Origin of the sequence: Fluviicola sp. (genome assembly GCF_039596355.1) — a bacterium.
Lineage (GTDB): Bacteria > Bacteroidota > Bacteroidia > Flavobacteriales_D > Crocinitomicaceae > Fluviicola.
Map to the genome: position 1 here is coordinate 1 of NZ_JBCNJW010000009.1, position 17,878 is coordinate 17,878.

Below are 17,878 nucleotides of genomic sequence, written 5' to 3' on the forward strand. Positions count from 1 at the left end.
AAAAACGACGAGGTCCCGGTGCTGGCAAAGGTCGCGGCCATCTTCCGGCCAATATGACCAGATTTGCCCATCCCTTACAAGAAATTGTACACGAGCTTGATGTGGGTTGCCAACACCGTAACAGCATCCGGACACGACTTCATGGAGTCAGATGTTCGCATGAAACTGCGTGTGAACAAGCAGTACGCAGATTACGCGGCAACGGGTAATTATGGCGGACGTCCGACTTACGGTTGGTCAATGAATGATCTTCAAACAACGACAGCGAGCAGAGATGTACTGGCAAGTGCATTGGATCTGATCAATGTGGTTCCGAATCCATACTATGCGTTCTCTGAATATGAGCGTAACCGTATCGATACACGAGTGAAGATTGTGAACTTACCAGACCAGTGTACGGTAACCATCTATAACGTGAGCGGAAAATTGATCCGCCAGTTCAAGAAAGACAACCAGGTGACTTACATCGATTGGGATTTGAAGAACACAATTGGGGTTCCGATCGCAAGTGGTGTTTACCTGATCCACGTAGAAGTACCTGGAGTTGGTGAACGCATTGTGAAGTTCTTCGGAGGAATGCGTCAGGTTGACCTTGAAACAATTTAATCATCCTGTTAAGCAAAACGTATGAAATCGATTAATAAATTAATTAAATATACAGCGGTTGCTGGAGTAGTGTTAAGCTGCTCCAGTGCATTCGCTGGAAATGAAGATCGCGTTGGTTCTGCCGGAGCTACTCAATTATTGGTGAATCCATGGGCAAGAAGTATCGGTATCGGAGATGCAGGTGTATCTCACGTGAACGGGCTTGAAGCTACATTTACCAACATTGCTGGTTTGGCTTTTACAGATAAGACTCAAATCAAGTTTAACCGCACAAACTGGATGGGAAGTGCCGGAATTGCATTGAATTCTGCCGGGATTGCTCAGCGAATTTCTGCTTCTACGGTAATCGCCGTTTCAGTTCAGTCGATGAATTTCGGTGATATTGACAAAACAACTGTCGAGTTGCCGGAGCCTACACAGGGGACTTTCTCTCCTCGTTTGAATGTATTCAACGTAGGTTTTGCACATAGCTTTTCATCAAGTATCTACGGAGGGGTAAACTTCAAAGTGATCTCTGAAAGTATCTCCAACCTGAAAGCGAACGGAGTTGCATTTGATGCAGGTATCCGTTACGTGACAGGAGAACAGGATCAGATCAAATTTGGTATCGCCCTGAAAAACGTAGGACCGGTAATGAAATACAAAGGTGACGGATTGTCTGACCAGGTAAATTACCTGGTGAATGGTAACCTGGCAACTTTGGAGCAGCGTGCTGCAACTTTCGAATTGCCGTCATTGCTGAACATCGGTGCTTCTTACGACTTCAACTTCAATGAGAAGAACAAGTTGATCTGGAGTGCTGCTTTCACTGCAAACTCTTTCCAGAAAGACCAGTACCGTATGGGATTGGATTACGGATTGACAATCGAAAAAGCAGCATTTAACCTGCGTGTTGGATATGTAGCTGAAAAGGGAATCTTCAAAACAGAGAACCGTTCAAATGCATTGGTAGGACTTACTGCTGGTTTCTCAGCTGACGCTTTAGTTGGTAAAAAGAAATCTGCTTTAGGACTGGAATACGCCATGAGATTGGCAGGTCAGTTTGGTGTGATTCACACATTCGGAGCTACAATCAGCTTGAAATAAAAGCATCGTTGCTTCAGGCAACACCATATTTTGGAAAGGAGGACTGAAAAGTCCTCCTTTTTTTTGTTTTGGACATTTTATTTGTTGATTGTCAATTTATTACCAACCTTTTCTTAGCGGTTTTCGTTCATTCTTTTATACTACTTAAAGGACCACCTCATTTCATTCTTATTGAAGTGACCACCCGGGAGTCGGATCAATTGAAGGAAGAGTTTGAGCTTTTTTTTACGATTAAAAATAAAAGTATGAGACGAATAGTAAACTACTTATCTCTCACACTCGCGATGTGTTGCGCCGGCCATGCCAGTGCCTACAATCATGATTTTGAGAAAAGTGGAAAATCGGGAGGAAAACCGAAACCCACAACAACGACCAAGGCGGCAAACTGTGCGCCTGCGAATTACCGGTTGACCATGGACTTCAATGACGTAAGTTGCCAGTTGGAAACGGGGGGACTGCTGTTCCTTGACCGGGCGAACGGTTTGGCAACATACACCGTTCCGAAGAAAAAAGGAAGCGAAACCGCCGTAACAGCAATTTATGCAGGAGCGCTTTGGATGGGAGGAACCGACGTGAACGGCCAGCTGAAACTGGCGGCAGTTAAATTCCGGGAAGGAAATGATTTCTGGCCCGGCCCATTGACAGTAGACTACCAGACATCCATCTACGATCCCAACGTTCCGCAGGGAGACGATACACACCGTGCTTACGGATCTGCAAACATCAACCCGGATCAGTGTTTGTTGTATGACAACATTTTCACGATTTCCAAAGCGGGAGTTATTTCATTTATTATCTACAATGAATGTACGACCGGAGACTGCCCGGTACCAAGTAATGAAACCATGGCACAGATCAATGCCTGGCCCGGAAACGCAATTGTCGGGCAGGGGCAGGATCAGTTTCTGGCTCCGTTTTACGACAATGACCAGGACATGATTTACGAGCCGGAAGATGGAGATTACCCCTGGTATGATGACATCTTAGGTCGTGATGATGTTCAGTGTGGCAGCGATCGCCGGGTGACCTTGTTTGGTGACCAGACTTACTGGTGGGTTTTCAACGATAAAGGGAACATCCACACAGAATCCCAGGGTGAACCGATCGGGATGGAAATCCATGCGCAGGCTTTTGCTTTTGCAACGGATGACGAGATCAACAAAATGACATTTTACAACTACGAGTTGATCAACCGTGGCACACAGACCTTGTACAATACCTACTTCTCACAGTACATCGATGCCGATTTAGGGAATCCCAATGACGATTATGCCGGCTGTGACGTTACCCGCGGATTGAGCTACATGTATAATGGAAACCTGGTCGATCAATCAAATGCCGGACATGTGGGCTTTGGCCCGAATCCGCCGGCTATCGGTGTTGACTTCTTCGAGGGCCCTTACCAGGATGCAGATGGAATCGATAACCCGGGGCCGGTTTGGGACACGCTGACAGGAGAATGGATCATTCCTGCGGTGGCAACTGCTATTGCAAACAAGGGAATTGTGTACAAAGGTCTGGGGATCGGTTACCAGGACGAAATCGTGGATAACGAACGCTACGGGATGCGTAACTTTACGATCTATAGTGGAAACGAAGGCGCTCCTGATCCGCAGAAAGACCCGACAACAACTGTTCAGTTCTACAATTATATGCGTGGATTGTGGCGCTACGGCGATCAGCTTTATTATGGCGGACCTGGCTTCTCCGGTTTTCAATATGCCACTTCGATTGAAACGAACTACATGTTTCCCGGAGATTCCGATTCCCTGCATTGGGCAACGGATGGAACTGATCCGGGGTTCAACTGGTCGGAGTTTGAACCGGGAGGTTTGGGAACAACACCAACTCCTGCAGGCGACCGTCGTTTTGTGCAGTCAGCAGGGCCGTTTACCTTACGTCCCGGAGCGGTAAACAACATCACAGTAGGGATTGTTTACGCAAGAAGCTATGAAGGACAGGTCTTGTCTTCGGTCAACATGCTGAAATCCGCAGATACGAAAGCTCAGGCATTGTTTGACAAGTGTTTCCGGATTCTCAACCCTCCTAACGCTCCCGTGATGACCATCCAGGAATTGGGGAATGAATTGATCATTATGCTGGACAATCCCGGAAATTCAAACAACAAGAACGAAACCTATGAGGAGGAAGACGATATTAACATCATCGACCCGACAGGCCCGGGAGACACATTGGATAACGGAGACCCGATCATTTACGACAAATACTACCGTTTTGAAGGATACCAGATTTTCCAGATGAAAGATGCTTCAGTCAGCGTTGCGGATCTGGACGATCAAACAGTTGCCCGATTGGTAGCGCAATGTGATATCAAAAACGGAGTGAAGCGTTTGGTCAACTTCGAATTCGATGAAGAATTGGGATATTCCTTCCCGGTTGAAAAAGTGAAAGGAGCCGATGAAGGAATCAAGCACACATTCCGCGTAACGGAAGATTTGTTTGCAACGGGAGACCGTCGCCTGGTCAATTTTAAAACATATTATTACATCGCGGTGGCTTATGGTTACAATAACTACAAAACGTACGACCCGACTGAAGCAAACAGCTTAGACGGACAAAAGAAACCGTATTTGCGTTCCCGTATCAATGCCGATGGATCTCCGCTGATTGCATTGTCGGCTATTCCACACAACATTTCACCGGAATTGGGCGGATCTCAGGCAAATTCAATTTACGGACAAACTCCGCGCATTACCCGCCTGGACGGAACTGGAAACGGTGGTCGTGAACTAAAACTGACCACAGCATCGGAAAATGCCATTGTCGCAAACGGATTCCAGGGAGAATTGGAATATGACTACAATGGTGGGCCGATTAACGTGAAAGTGGTGGATCCGCTGAATGTGGTGGGCGGTTATTTCGAATGCGAATTCAAGAACTATGCGGGGCCATCCGGAAACGGAACAGCTGCAACCGAATACAAGGGAATTGATACGGCTGGCTGGGTGGTTTACCACTACGATTCCAAAGGCCCGGGAGCGAATCTCATTGATTTTGTAACCTCGAACATGACGATCAGGCAAGGAAACGAGCAAGTCGTGCCGAAATGGGGTGTTTCGATTGAAATCATGCAAGAGAAATACTATTTCCCTTCTGCACCGGCGTCACAGGTCTATTTGTATACCGATCCGCTGTCGGCAAGTATTTCCTATACGGATTCGTCCAAACAGTGGCTCGACTTTGTCAAAGACGATGCTTCCTTTACACCGCGGAACTGGATTCGTTCAGGAACCTATGTTCCGGATGCATTGGCAGAATGCAGCACTTTTGTAGGACCTCAGTATTTGAGTCCGTGTGCTTACCCGGATGAGATCGGTCGTGATCCGAAAGAACAATACAACAAATTGCTGGGAGGGGGAATTGCGCCGCATAAGCTGACCGGTTACCAGAAAGATTTCATGCCTTTGGCTTATCCGTCTAATTACACCGGAATGTCAGTGGCTCGTTTGAATGCGTCGATCAAATCGCTGCCGAGCGTTGATATTGTCATCACCAATGATCCGTCGAAATGGACACGTTGCGTTGTCATTGAACTGGGGCGTGATGCGAACCTGAACCAGGGTGGAGGACAACCCGGGCGTTTGAGAGCAGCACAGTCTGTCGACAAGAACGGTAACCCTGACGGAACAGGAACAACCGGTATGGGATGGTTCCCGGGATATGCCATCGACCTGGAAACAGGAGCACGTTTGCATATGGCATTCGGTGAAAACTCATTTCTTGGAGGAGATAAGGGAGCCGATATGATTTGGAATCCGACCGATCGCCAGTATGACGGCAACGGCCTTCCGGTATTTGGAGGAAATCAGCCGATCTGGGTGTTCGGTGTAAACATCAACAACGAAGGTTGTCCGTACTACGACGGAGTGAACAATTGGGTATACGATCAATTCCAGCTTGGAACATCTGCTTCCTACAAGAAATTGTACACCAGTTTGATGTGGATTGCGAATACTGTAACGGCTGCGGGACACGAATTGCGCGAAACAGATGTGCGGATTAAACTCCGGGTGAAGAAACAGTATGCGGAGTTTGCTGCAACCGGAACAAACGGAGGTCGTCCGAAATATGGCTGGTCGATGAATGATTTGCAGACCACAACTGCAAGCCGCGATGTACTGGCGAGTGCTCTGGATCTGATCAATGTGGTTCCGAATCCATACTATGCGTTCTCTGAATACGAACGAAACCGTGTCGACACCCGCGTGAAGATTGTGAACCTTCCGGATCAATGTACGATCACGATTTACAACGTGAGTGGAAAACTGATCCGGCAATTCAAGAAAGACAGCGAAGTGACTCATGTGGACTGGGATTTGAAGAATACGATCGGTGTTCCGGTGGCCAGCGGTGTGTACCTGATTCACGTGGAAGTACCGGGGGTGGGCGAACGCATTGTGAAGTTCTTCGGAGGAATGCGCCAGGTTGATCTTGAAACCTTTTAGTCTGTTAATCCATTGAAAAAAGGGTTGTTTCGAACACCGGTTCTACCGATTTGAATCGGATCAATCTGCGGGTAAAGACACCGAAATAAGCGGTTTACACTTGTTTCGATGGATTAAAAAACATATATTTGTTGCAACAGGAGAGTCCTATGGGCTCTCTTGTTGTTATTTATAGCTTACAACAACAAAAAGAATTATGTCAGATTTCGCATATTATACAGAAGAAGGACTGAAGAAGTTGAAAGATGATTTGCATGAAATGAAAACGGTGCAGCGCCCAAGAATATCCGAGCAGATTGCTGAAGCACGTGACAAGGGAGATTTGTCTGAAAATGCGGAGTACGATGCAGCAAAGGAAGCTCAGGGCTTATTGGAAATGAAAATCGCCAAGATGGAAGAATTGGTTTCCAAAGCACGAATCATTGACAATACCCTGATGGATAACTCCAAGGTGTTCATTTTATCACGCGTAAAGATCAAGAACGTGACCAACAACATGGAAATGGAGTACACGCTGGTAGCGGAAAGTGAAGCGGATCTGAAAGCAAAAAAGATCTCCGTTGATTCCCCGATCGGAAAAGGATTGTTGGGTAAGAAAGTCGGAGAGATTGCAGATGTTCAGACTCCTAACGGAATCATGAAGTTCGAAGTAATTGATATTGCAAGATAATGGCAACCATTTTTTCAAAGATTATTGCCGGAGAAATCCCGTGTCACAAGATCGCTGAAAACGATGATTTTCTGGCGTTCCTGGATATTATGCCTTTGAGAAAAGGACATGCCCTGGTGATTCCTAAAAAGGAAACGGACTATATCTTTGACATGGAAGATGAGGAACTGGCTGCGATGATGATTTTCGCCAAAGCGGTTTCCCATAAAATCAAAAAAGTATTTCCATGCCGTAAAATCGGTGTAACTGTAATCGGATTGGAAGTGCCTCATGCGCACATTCACCTGATTCCGATCAACGGGATCGCTGATATGAATTTCGCACAGGAAAAATTGAGTTTAAGCCATGAAGAACTGGCTCAAATCGCAGAAGAGATTCAACAAGCATAATCAAGGAATGAGTAAAGCAGTTTTAGGCTGTTTTACTCTTCTTTTAGCCTTATGTCTTTTCTCCTGCTCCGAAAGCAGGAAAACAACCCGCATTTTATTTGTCGGTAACAGTTATACCTACCGGAATAACATGCCGAAACTATTCGAACAGATTGCCAAATCGAAAGGCGAGAAACTTCGTGTTACGCACATTACCCGCGGAAAATATACCTTTTACCTGCAGTCGAAACGACAAAAGCTCTACCGGGCACTGAAAAGCGCGGATTGGGATGTGATCGTGCTGCAAGGTTCTTCGAGAGACATGCTCCGGGATTCGACCCGTTTCAAAAAACGCACGTATCCGGCTTTGGACAAAATGCTGGGAATGATCCGGGAAAACCAGAAGCATGCGAAGGTCTATTTCTACATGACCTGGCCCTACCGAAAGGGAGACCGGATGCATCAACAGTTTTCCAATCCAGATACGATGTTACGTGCTGTGGCTTCGGGCTACCGGAATTTGAAAAAACGCTATAAAGTTCCTGTCATTCCCGTAGGAAAGGTTTGGCGGAATTATGCGCTCACTTACCCGGAAACCGATCTGTACACGGCAGATAATTCCCATCCGTCGTTTGAAGGCTCCTATCTCGTTGCGTGTACGATGTATTCGGCGATTTATGGAAAAACTCCTGTAGGAGCAGACCGATTGGCGATCTTTAACCCCGGAGAATCCACCCGGATTCAGCAGTTCACTGGGAAGCAAATCGGGAAGAAGTACTTCCGGGATTTGGTGAGGGATTCGATTTGACAGACAAACAAAATACCTGTTTCAAAGGTTCAATGGAATTTTTGAACCTTTTTGCTTATTTCTTCTGATTGGCTTTCTTGACCTTATTGGAAACCGTGACGAGCTTCTTCAGTTTGAAATTGTTACAGTTTTGCTTCATGTGCAGTGTAACAGTATACGTTCCCGAGGTTTTGTAATAATGCTTCGGATTCTTTTGCGTAGAAGTCGTTCCGTCTCCGAAATCCCAGTAATAATCACCGGCATTTTTGCTTTGATTATTGAACTGTGCCGCCAGCCAGGTTTCTTTGATTTTAAAATCCAGAACCGGTGTTTCCTTGATGTCGAACACACGTGTTTGGTTCAGTTTATACAGATTCAGGTTTTTGAGTACCACGTTTGCCGCAGCTTGTTCGATGATCGTCCAGTAAGTACTGTCAACGCGTTTCGGAGCTGTTCCGCCAACCGGTGATTCTTTGTAAATGGAAGCAAAAGCAGTACACGCAGCGGTGAAACTTCCCAGTGCATTCGGATGGTAACGGTCGGTGAAATACAAATCAATTTCAGGGTGTGTTTCGCGGATCGTTTTCCAAACCATTCCAACAGGGATCACCGGGTAGTGCAGGGAATCGCTCATCAGCATGTAGCCGTTCCAGATGCGTTGCTGCATTTTGGGGTACGTATCATTTGCAGGCTGTTCCGGGTATCCTTTTTCATATCCCCAGGTCATGTAGAAATAAATCTGTGCACAAGGACTCGTTTTCAGTACGCTGTCGATCAAAATTTTGGCATACGGAATAGATTGCGTCAGAATCACGCTGCTGTCTTCCGCAAATTCGCGGGAAAATCCCTGGATGAGTACATAGTCCCACTGGCGGGTTTTCATTTTCTTGTAGGTACTCGGACGCTCGCTGTGCGCCTTCAGTGTACTACCACTTACTGCAATGGAATCCGCAAACACGTTTTTACCTTTTGACTTCGCCAGGTGCTCGAAAATCTTCGGCATGTTGTTCATGTGGGTAAAGCTATTCCCGATAAACAACACATTGGTGGGCTGTTGAGCAAAAGAGATTCCGGTGATAAAAGAAAGCAACAGGGCTAATTTATTCATTGCGCAATTTTTTTCGTTTAGGATAGAAAATTCCGAATACTTTGTAATACAATTCTGTTAATGGCTCGATGTATTTCACCATGATCACAAACACGGTAATGAAGAATGCTGAAATGGAAATCGCGCCCCATGGTGAAAACTGGTGATGGTACCATGGTTCCGGATCAAGTCCTATGCCAATAATTCCGGCGTAGAGAATAATGACGTGAACGATGTATACCGGGAAAGTCGTTTGTCCCATTTTGAGGAACAACGGCGCGTTGATTTTAAAGTTGGCATCTACCAGCATCAACGTTCCCAAAAGCATGGCGACCTGACCCATGCGGGCAAAACCGGTAGTATTGTTTTCAAAGCATCCCTGAGCCGTTAACCCGATCCAGTCGGTGAATTTATCCAGTTCGTGGAACATCATTTGTCCGGCTACATTGAACAACAACCCAACCAGGATAAAGGTTACCCCGAACCACCACTTGCGCACATTGCGTTCGTAGAGGCGGATAATGGCTCCGATCATACCTCCCATCAGGACGTAACCTGAATAACGCACGAAACTAAAATCGGAGAATTGCCCGTAGATCATGTTCTGGATAAACTTCGGTGCTCCCTGCGGAACAAATGCTGCCGGATCTTTGATGGTAACACCTCCCTGAACCACTTCATGTAGTTTGATGTGTTGTTTTAGGTACGCGTAGAATACAAAAACGATCAGTGCCGCAACCAGGTAATAGAGGTAAAGCGGTCCTTTTTTGATGAGTTTGTAGACTCCGAAAGTCATGAGCAATAAGAAAATCCCGACTCCGATGGATTGCAGGACGTGAAACGCCTGAAACCAGTCGAGGTGATACACGAAACCACGGTCTCCGCCTTTGAATAAATCTTCAAAGCCGTAATACGTATCGCGAACAAAGGTGATCAAATCAAACTGGATCAAATATCCCCAGAACAAAAGCATGCGCACACGCCCGAATCCTTTTTTGACGCGTTCGTTCCCGAAATAGGACCCGTCCGTATTTCTGCTGAGCAGGTAAACAAACACCACACCGGTTACGGCAAAGAATAAAGGGGAGGTCAAACCGTGCAGGTTGTGCCAGAAGCTAAAGAGCCAATTGTTGTCATCCCGGTATTGATCAGCAAGTGCCGAACCGGTGAAATGGCCTTCAAGCATCATCAGAATGGCTATCGAACGAGCCATGTCTATAAACTTCAATCTGGGACGAGCCGCTAGCGGCACCCCAGCATTTTCTCCTGACATAGTTTGATTTTAATCACACAAAGATACATTTTCTCCCGATTCCGTTCAATAAATTCTAATGAGGTGTTTCTCCTAACATCATCAGGCGGATGGGGGTAGGATATCCGTCAAAATAAATCAGGATCGGGAAGGAGAAGATCCCGTCCGGAAGTTTCTTCCCGGTAGTTGCCTGAACCAGCACATTTCCTTTAGCTGAGAGATTGCTCCCGAAGCTGAAATTGACCAAATCTCCTTCTGTTTTGATCGCTGCAATTTTCAGATTTTTGTCGTGGTTGTTGTGAATCGAAAACTGGAAGTGCGTTTCTCCCTGTGGAATTTTTCCCAGGGTAATAACATTCGGAACGCAGTCGACGAAGAAGAAAATGGAATCGGTTTCGAGGTAACTCACGCTTTGAATCTCGATTTTACGTTCCCGTGCCGCTGCACGAGAGAAAATGGAATTTTTGATGTCGTTCGGATTGTCGCTCGTAATCTGGTTTGCGGTATATTCTCCGTATGGAATTCCTACCAATTCCAGCTTTCCGCCATTTTTTGAAGTTCCGTCCAGGTAAGGAGCAAAGACACCGTTGTCGAAAGCGCGCAGGTAATTGCTGAGCGACATGATCCGGCGCTGGGTCAGTGCCACGTTGTATTCCGTTTTTGCAAGCGGTGAAGCAAAACCGCGCACATTCAAACGAATTTGAAATCCTTTTTGTAATTCTTCCAGTAAGAGGGTTTGAAATAACACCAGGTCTTTCACTCCCTGTTCGACGTATTGAAGGAAGAAACTTTCAATGTCTTCCTCCGCTTCAACGGCTTTTTCTCCGCTCAGGCCTTTGGCGTATTCCTTTTTGTATTCCGGTAACATGGCGATGTAATCGCTGTAGCTGTTGATGTAATTGACTTTGGTGGTCGTTTCTTTCGATCGCGGATCGGGAATGTCGTTGTGGAAGTAGAGTGTTACCGGCAGGCGCTTGTTCAGTTCTGCCAGCGTTTCTTTCTTGGTTTCGGGAATCACGATGCGCGGATGCTTGAATCCGAAAATATCGCTGCAACAGGTGGGGTTTTTCACATACTGCACTCCAAGCCGGTTGCTGGACACATACATGCTGTCGCGATCCTGGAAATAATACAGGTCGTTTGCCGGGCTGTTGATCGGGAGTCCCGCATTTTTAGGTTCTTCAAAACGCCCGTTTTTGAGTTCGGAGTAGAACACATCGTACCCGCCGAACCCGTCGAACCAGGAAGAGGAGAAGTAGAGGCGTTTCTTTTCCGCGTCATAGAACGGACTGATATCGTTGTCGAGGGAATTGGCAGCATTCAGCGGACGGACTTTGGAAAACTGGTTTCCGTTGTTTTTGATCACGGTGAAATACAAATCCATCGCGCCTTTTCCGTCTTCCCGGTTGGAAGAAAAAATCAGCCATTCTTCGCCTTCAATCACTGCGATGGTCGGGGTAGTGGTGTTTGTTCCCGGTTCGTTGACAATTTCTCCGAGTGGGTTCGGGCCCGACCACTTTCCGTTTTGGTAAGCAGCAACCCAGATTTGACAATTGAACTGAGCTTCCGTTCCACCACAACGACTGTAGTAAAAACGTTTGCCATCCGGAGAAAAACATCCGTTCCCGGTGTTGAAGGCTGGATCATTCAATGCTTCAAGGAGTGCAGGAGAAACTTCTGGCACGCTGTCTTTCCAGGGGGTATAATACAAACGGTTTTTGTAATTGTCGTCGAGCATTTCTTCGCCCACGTTTTCTTTTTTGCTCCGCATGGAAGATAATACAAACTGACCCTGCGAAATGGTGTGCCCGAATTCCGAATTGACGGTGTTTAGACCTTTCGGTAATTCGACCTTTTCGAGATTAGCCGTGTCTTTGAGTGCCGCCTGTGCCCACAAACACGATTCCAGTTCGCGTTTGGATTTCAGGTAATTGTAGGTGCGTTTGTCTTTCGAATATTTCTTCTTGGCGCGTTTGAATAGTTCGATGGCTTCGTTGTAGTTTCCGTTTTGCTTCTCCATGAGCGCCCACTGTAATAAACTGGAAGGGAACATCGACGTTTCTTCCTTTTCATATACTTTCCGATAGTAGTAAGCGGCTCTCCGGTAATCTTTGTAACTGCGGAGTGCTTCGGCATATTTCCAGAGAATGCTCACGCTGTTGGAATCCAGTTCCATCGCTTTTTCATAATACTGGAGTGCATAGATGTAATCTCCCTTGGCGTATTGTTCGTCTGCAAAGTCCAGGTATTTCCCCAACAGGTTCTGGCTGAAACCTGCAGATGAAATCAACAGAAAGAAGATCAGATATAGTCTGGGCATATGCGGTGAATGACTTTTTTGGGTTTGAAACGCGTGATGATGTATTCGGCAGAAATTTCCAATCCGCCTCGCGCGGAACTAGCCGGGATCAATTTCGAAATGTTGGTGTCGTAGCTGGCCGCCACCGACCAGTTCTGCATCGCTAATCCGAGCCGCACAACGACTGCATCTTTGGAACGGAACCACAAACCGCCGTCTACTGCGCGGTAGGTTCCCAGTTTGTTGATGAGGGTATAGCGAACCTGCGATCCGAGGATCAACTCACGGTACTTTCCCTGGAAATTCAGTCCGATTCCGGGAATGACGGCAATTTCCTTGTTGATGGCGTGATCCAGTTGGGAAAAGAAGCTTAGGCGGATATCGCGCAACACTTTCTCCCCGTAAAACCCCTGGTTGGGGCGGTTGAGGTTGTGTCCGCTGATCCCTGTTTTGAGTGAATTTCCTTTTCCGTAGTAATAACAATGCACGATTCCTGCTGCGCTGGTGAGATTGGCCCGGCTGTCGTTCTGATAGGCTTCATTGGTTGGGAGTCCGGCATCGAAGATGAGTCCGTTGAACTGGTTGTCGAAATAGAATTTGTCCATGTTCACTTTCCGGTAGTTGAGTCCGACCTGCACGCCCACACTGATCGTGTGTGAGGAATCCGATGTCAGTTTCAGGTTTTTGGCAATGCTTCCGAGGAATTCGAGCGTCTGATAAAAACCGTCTCCTACGTTGTCGTGAAACAGCATGGCTCCGAAATTGATTCCTTTGGCTTTCCATTTGGCATCTCCTGCGATGGCAAAAGTCTGGAAGGGAACAGTCACACTGCGCCACTGATCTTTGTAATTTCCTGTCAGGCGAATATCTCCGTTGAATAAGCCTGTATTGGCAGGGTTTTGGTAGAGTGGTTGACGGTTGAGGTGAGAGAAATGGATATCCTGAGCAGTCACACGAAAGGTGCAGCTTACCGCAAAAAGAAAAATCAGCAGGAAGTAGTCCGGTTTTCTCATTGAATCAAATATACAATAAAATCAATCATTCGTGAACTTCCCTCAGCCCCGGATGAAAGATGGAATAAATTGGGTATTTTCGTTTTATGAAGCAAAAGCGTTTTTTAGTCATCGGCCTCGTGGTGTTTCTCTGTTCGTTTAAAAGCGACGGATTGATCGAACGTGTCTATCCGCAGTTATTAGGAGACTACAAATACTACAAATCGGTTGCAGACCGTTCTGTTTCTTATGCCAAAGACGGCAAAGATGCGTTTTCGGTGACGATCAACCGGAAAGACCAAATTCTGTTTTTTAAAAACGGGAAGAAGGAACGGAAAATGACGTTTACGGAAATGACGATGCCTTTCCTGGAGGATGAAAATCATGTGCTGTTCGGTACGAAGAATAATTATGAACCGATGTTCTACCGGGGAGATACAATTGTGATTCAGAGTTATCCGGTGGAGTATCAGGAGAATTATTTTGTGAAGAAAAAAGAATGATTCGGATCCCGGTTTGAAACACAAATTTATAAAATGGTGTGAAAAGCCTGTTTTTAGTGGGGGCAGCCCGATTTAAAACACTCAGGGCCGCTCAACGGTAAGCGCCCGCTCCGGACTAAACACCACATATTCCCCGTTCCGGGATGAAGCGGTCATCCGCTTGATTCCCTTCGCAGTCACAACCTTCACTTTTTGTTCTTTCCCTACATATTTTTCAGGAATGATGAATACGTGTTCCGTTTGGTTGATGATGAAATATCCGGGGATCATTTTCGGATTGATCTTCTGTTTCAGGTTCAGGACGTACCGGATTTGTTGTGGTGTCCGTTTGATGATGCGCAAGCTATCACCGGGAAGCCGTACAACGAAATTGGTTTCCAGTTGGCTTTGAATCTTTTTAGTCAGTTTAAATGAAGCATCGGCCGTTACGTTGACCTTTTTCGAATGGTAACTGATCAAAGGCTGATTTTTTCGAACATAATCGCCCGATTTTGCGAAAGATTCCACTATAAAACCACTTTCGGTGCTCATCTGGAAATAATTCCGGATTTCAGATTCCTTTTTCAGCAAGGCGTTGTATTTGTCTGCCAGGTGGATTTCTTCCAAAGCTCCGGCTTCTTCCTTGTATTGGTAGGCAGGTAGGGCAGGAAGGAGATTGCCCGGCCCGATTTTATTGGCAAATTCCCGCCATTTTTTATCCACCGGACGAAGAGCAGGGGAAAACTGATCGATTTTGTTGAGCAGTTCTTCCTTCAGACTTTCCTTTTCGCCGCTTAGGGCAACAAACACGTCGTAGTCGTCAAATTGCACCAGCAGACTGTTGCGGGAAAATTCCGGTTTTTCGACCAGGCGTTCCAGTTTTCCGGTGCGCTGTGCACGGATTGTTTTTAGTTTGAGATCGAAATGCAGAAAAACGGTGTCGCGTTGCTGGATTCCGGCAATGGTAATGGTTTGGGGCAATTGATCGGAAGGATCCTTCTCATTTTCAGCTGAACAGGAAGTGGCCAGAATGAATAAAATGGCTAAAAAGACAACGAGTTGAATCTGCTTCATAGGGCGCTTTTCATAAAGGTACAATCAAAAAGGGAATTCGTTGAAATTTTGTGAATACTTGAACTTAGAATGTTAATAACTTAGTTAACATTTAAATAACATGACTTAAAAATAACAAGTGCCTACCACCTAAATTTGTAAGAACGAATAATGCAGGCCTATGCTAGGGACACTATTAAAAAAGAGATTGTCGGACACTCAGTTGGCGAATGTTTTCCTGAACGGAATCTTCGAGATTGTGGACAATGGCTTCGTGGAGGTTGTAGACCTGATCAACGAAGATTTAGCTTTCGTTTCTTCGCCTTCCATTCCTGCGGATCGCAACGGAGAATTTACAATGATTGTAGTGGTTGCCAATATTTCCACGTTGGAAACCACGTTTGAAACCGTTCAGGCAAGTCGAATCGAAAAGATCATTTTTGAGCAATTGGGCTCATTGATGGGGGTATCTGCTGTGGATGCAGAAGCAAAAGTGAGAGAATACCAGAAATTTATGCAGCGGATCAATCATCCTTCCAAGAATATGATTTATGCGATGTCTAAAGCTGTTTTCCAGAAATACAACCTGAACGATTGCCAGGACGAATATTTCAAACGTCTGCAGTCGCCGAATCCCTTGTTCCTGAAACGCATGGATCAGGTCATGAACAACTTCCTCTGGGATTGGGATTCATTCTTTAAGAAATACAAAATCGATGAATAACTGAAAACCCTGGCAAACGTCAGGGTTTTTTATTTCCTTCTCCTGAGGGCTGAGCGGAGTCGAAGCCCGGGATTGTTGTAAAGAAGTCTGAGCGGAGCCGAAGATTGATTTTTGCTAAATTAATATAGCTTTACAAAAAATGTATATTCTGTAATAATTCCTTTGTTTTAAATTGTTTTAGTGTATGCATCTTTTCAATTCTAAAATTTTTCATTCTCAATTTTCAATGGAATGATTGTTAAATAAGGAAAATATACCTTGACCAATTAACTATATCCATTTTTGAAATACCTGAGCTTTTTCGTCTCTTAGCTGAGCTATCCCGGTTATTAACGAAAACTCAAAAAAAGATGAAACATCTACTACTTTTTGGAGCTATCTCATTATGCGTGAGTAAGGTTATTGGTCAAGGATACCCCAATTACGACATTGGGTTGAAAATTAAATTGAACGAAGACGGATCCAAATACATCCGCTTCATTACCTGGCACCAGGTCTGGATTAAATACAATCAAAACAACGACGGAAGTACACTGGCTGGAAAACCGATCAACGAATCATACGATATTTCACTGCGAAGATCCCGTTTCCTGACCTATTCCCAGCTGGGAGACCGCTTCCTGATCCTGACACACTTCGGGATCAACAATCAGAATACGTTTAGCGGTGGTGTTTCTTCTGCAAACGGTAAGAAACCGCAGATGTTCCTGCATGATGCATACGTGGATTACACCGTGTTCAAGCGTTACCTGAATATCGGAGCGGGGCTGCATTACTGGAACGGAGTGTCCCGGATGGCGAATGCGAGTACGTTGAACTTCATGTCGCAGGATGCGCCGATTTTCAACTGGTACAACATTGATAAAAGCGATCAGTTTGCGCGTTACCTCGGAATCTTTGCAAAAGGAAAAATCGGGAAACTGGATTACCGTCTGGCTGCAAACGATCCGTTCCAGGCAAACGAAGCAAAAGCGATTGCAACAGATGTGTCGGATTATAACCCTTATTGCCGCACCTGGAGCACGGCAGGATACATCCATTACGAATTCTGGGACGAGGAAAGCAACCTGCTTCCGTACATGGTGGGAACGTATGTAGGAACGAAGAAAGTTTTCAATATCGGTGTTGGTTTTGATCACTGGAAAAATGGAATGTGGCACCGCACGGCTGCCGGAGATACTGTGACACAGGATCAATTGCAGTTGGGAGCAGATGTCTTCCTGGATATGCCTTTGAGCGCGAAAAAAGATGCGATCACCTTCTACGGAAGTTACATGAATTACAACTTCGGGAAAAACTACGTGCGCAGCATCGGGATTCTGAATACGGCTGACGGAGGTGGAGCGCTGCGCGGAAATGCCGTACCGACAATCGGAACGGGACAAATTTTCTACGGACAGCTGGGGTATTTATTGCCAAATTTCGGATTGACAACGCGTTTCCAGGTTTACGGAGCATACTCGCATTCGCGTTTTGAAGGATTGCGCAACGCAGCTGATCGTTTGGTTCCTGTGAATACAATCGATGCGGGTTTGAACGTGTTCCTGGCGGGACATCACTCCAAAATTACATTGAACTATCGGGCACGTCCTGATTTCACCAATATTGAACGAATTAATTATAAAAACGAACTGACGCTCCAATTTATGATCTACTTATAAATTGGTATCTTTCAGATTAAAAGACAACATGGATAAACGTAAAATACAAACGAGTTACTTTTTGCTTGGGTTACTTGGCTTCGTTTTATTTAACTATCCGGTCATAAATCTGATGGAAGGACAGGTTTGGTTGGGAATTCCGGCTTTGCTGATTTATTTCTCTGGGGTAGTGTTATGCATCAGTGTGGTCGGTTTTCTCATTGCCAAACGAAACAAGGAATGAAAGAGGATTAAAAGTGAAAAGAGTTCAAAAGTTCAAATGCGATGTGAATGGATTCTCGGACCTTTTAAACTCTTGAACTATTTTGGAAAAGGATAGAATGGAATGTTGAATGAAATCAAGCG

Annotated in this window: 15 protein-coding genes; 10 read left to right on the forward strand and 5 right to left on the reverse strand. The window is 45.6% G+C overall.

The features are described 5' to 3' along the window. Nucleotides 1-240 precede the first annotated feature (240 nt). From ABDV94_RS15095 to ABDV94_RS15120, 6 genes are all read left to right on the forward strand, one after another. Entirely contained in the window at nucleotides 241-606 is a 366-nt protein-coding gene (locus tag ABDV94_RS15095) for a T9SS type A sorting domain-containing protein (RefSeq protein ID WP_343748198.1), read from the forward strand. Nucleotides 607-627: 21 nt separating this feature from the next. After that, nucleotides 628-1,692, forward strand: coding sequence for a PorV/PorQ family protein (locus ABDV94_RS15100; RefSeq protein ID WP_343748041.1), 1,065 nt, complete (start codon nucleotides 628-630; stop codon nucleotides 1,690-1,692). A 245-nt stretch (nucleotides 1,693-1,937) separates the two neighbouring features. Further along, nucleotides 1,938-6,158, forward strand: a complete 4,221-nt coding sequence (locus tag ABDV94_RS15105) for a T9SS type A sorting domain-containing protein (RefSeq protein WP_343748042.1) — start codon at nucleotides 1,938-1,940, stop codon at nucleotides 6,156-6,158. A gap of 196 nt (nucleotides 6,159-6,354) precedes the next feature. Beyond that, nucleotides 6,355-6,828: a transcription elongation factor GreA gene (gene greA, locus ABDV94_RS15110; RefSeq protein ID WP_343748043.1), complete on the forward strand. Its 474-nt coding sequence runs from the start codon at nucleotides 6,355-6,357 to the stop codon at nucleotides 6,826-6,828. After that, nucleotides 6,828-7,217 carry an HIT family protein gene (locus ABDV94_RS15115; RefSeq protein WP_343748044.1) on the forward strand — a complete coding sequence of 130 codons (390 nt, stop codon included), beginning with the start codon at nucleotides 6,828-6,830 and terminating at the stop codon, nucleotides 7,215-7,217. Before greA ends, ABDV94_RS15115 begins: the two co-directional genes overlap by 1 nt. A gap of 7 nt (nucleotides 7,218-7,224) precedes the next feature. Next, entirely contained in the window at nucleotides 7,225-8,004 is a 780-nt protein-coding gene (locus tag ABDV94_RS15120; protein ID WP_343748045.1) for a DUF4886 domain-containing protein, read from the forward strand. 55 nt (nucleotides 8,005-8,059) lie between these two features. Here ABDV94_RS15120 and ABDV94_RS15125 read toward each other — a convergent pair whose 3' ends face one another. From ABDV94_RS15125 to ABDV94_RS15140, 4 genes are read right to left on the reverse strand one after another with little or no spacing between them, the layout of a single operon-like run. Further along, nucleotides 8,060-9,091 (reverse strand): DUF4886 domain-containing protein, encoded by a 1,032-nt coding sequence (locus ABDV94_RS15125; protein WP_343748046.1) that lies wholly within the window; start codon nucleotides 9,089-9,091, stop codon nucleotides 8,060-8,062. Beyond that, the gene (locus ABDV94_RS15130; RefSeq protein ID WP_343748047.1) at nucleotides 9,084-10,343 is read right to left on the reverse strand and encodes an acyltransferase; all 1,260 of its coding nucleotides are present in this window, start codon (nucleotides 10,341-10,343) and stop codon (nucleotides 9,084-9,086) included. The genes ABDV94_RS15125 and ABDV94_RS15130 overlap by 8 nt, the downstream gene beginning before the upstream one ends. A gap of 55 nt (nucleotides 10,344-10,398) precedes the next feature. Further along, the gene (locus tag ABDV94_RS15135) at nucleotides 10,399-12,642 is read right to left on the reverse strand and encodes a tetratricopeptide repeat protein (protein WP_343748048.1); all 2,244 of its coding nucleotides are present in this window, start codon (nucleotides 12,640-12,642) and stop codon (nucleotides 10,399-10,401) included. Next, entirely contained in the window at nucleotides 12,624-13,634 is a 1,011-nt protein-coding gene (locus ABDV94_RS15140; protein ID WP_343748049.1) for a PorP/SprF family type IX secretion system membrane protein, read from the reverse strand. The genes ABDV94_RS15135 and ABDV94_RS15140 overlap by 19 nt, the downstream gene beginning before the upstream one ends. Nucleotides 13,635-13,720: 86 nt before the next feature. On the opposite strand from ABDV94_RS15140, the gene ABDV94_RS15145 reads away from it, so the two are divergent. Next, nucleotides 13,721-14,116: a hypothetical protein gene (locus tag ABDV94_RS15145; RefSeq protein WP_343748050.1), complete on the forward strand. Its 396-nt coding sequence runs from the start codon at nucleotides 13,721-13,723 to the stop codon at nucleotides 14,114-14,116. Between the two features lie 81 nt (nucleotides 14,117-14,197). Here ABDV94_RS15145 and ABDV94_RS15150 read toward each other — a convergent pair whose 3' ends face one another. Further along, nucleotides 14,198-15,169, reverse strand: a complete 972-nt coding sequence (locus tag ABDV94_RS15150; RefSeq protein ID WP_343748051.1) for a hypothetical protein — start codon at nucleotides 15,167-15,169, stop codon at nucleotides 14,198-14,200. Between the two features lie 160 nt (nucleotides 15,170-15,329). Here ABDV94_RS15150 and ABDV94_RS15155 point away from each other — a divergent pair, with 160 nt between their 5' ends. From ABDV94_RS15155 to ABDV94_RS15165, 3 genes are all read left to right on the forward strand, one after another. Then, nucleotides 15,330-15,872, forward strand: a complete 543-nt coding sequence (locus ABDV94_RS15155) for a hypothetical protein (RefSeq protein ID WP_343748052.1) — start codon at nucleotides 15,330-15,332, stop codon at nucleotides 15,870-15,872. A gap of 350 nt (nucleotides 15,873-16,222) precedes the next feature. Continuing rightward, nucleotides 16,223-17,533: a hypothetical protein gene (locus tag ABDV94_RS15160; RefSeq protein WP_343748053.1), complete on the forward strand. Its 1,311-nt coding sequence runs from the start codon at nucleotides 16,223-16,225 to the stop codon at nucleotides 17,531-17,533. A 28-nt stretch (nucleotides 17,534-17,561) separates the two neighbouring features. Then, a complete protein-coding gene (locus tag ABDV94_RS15165; RefSeq protein WP_343748054.1) occupies nucleotides 17,562-17,756 on the forward strand; it encodes a hypothetical protein in 195 nt (64 codons plus the stop codon). The last annotated feature ends 122 nt before the right edge of the window (nucleotides 17,757-17,878 follow it).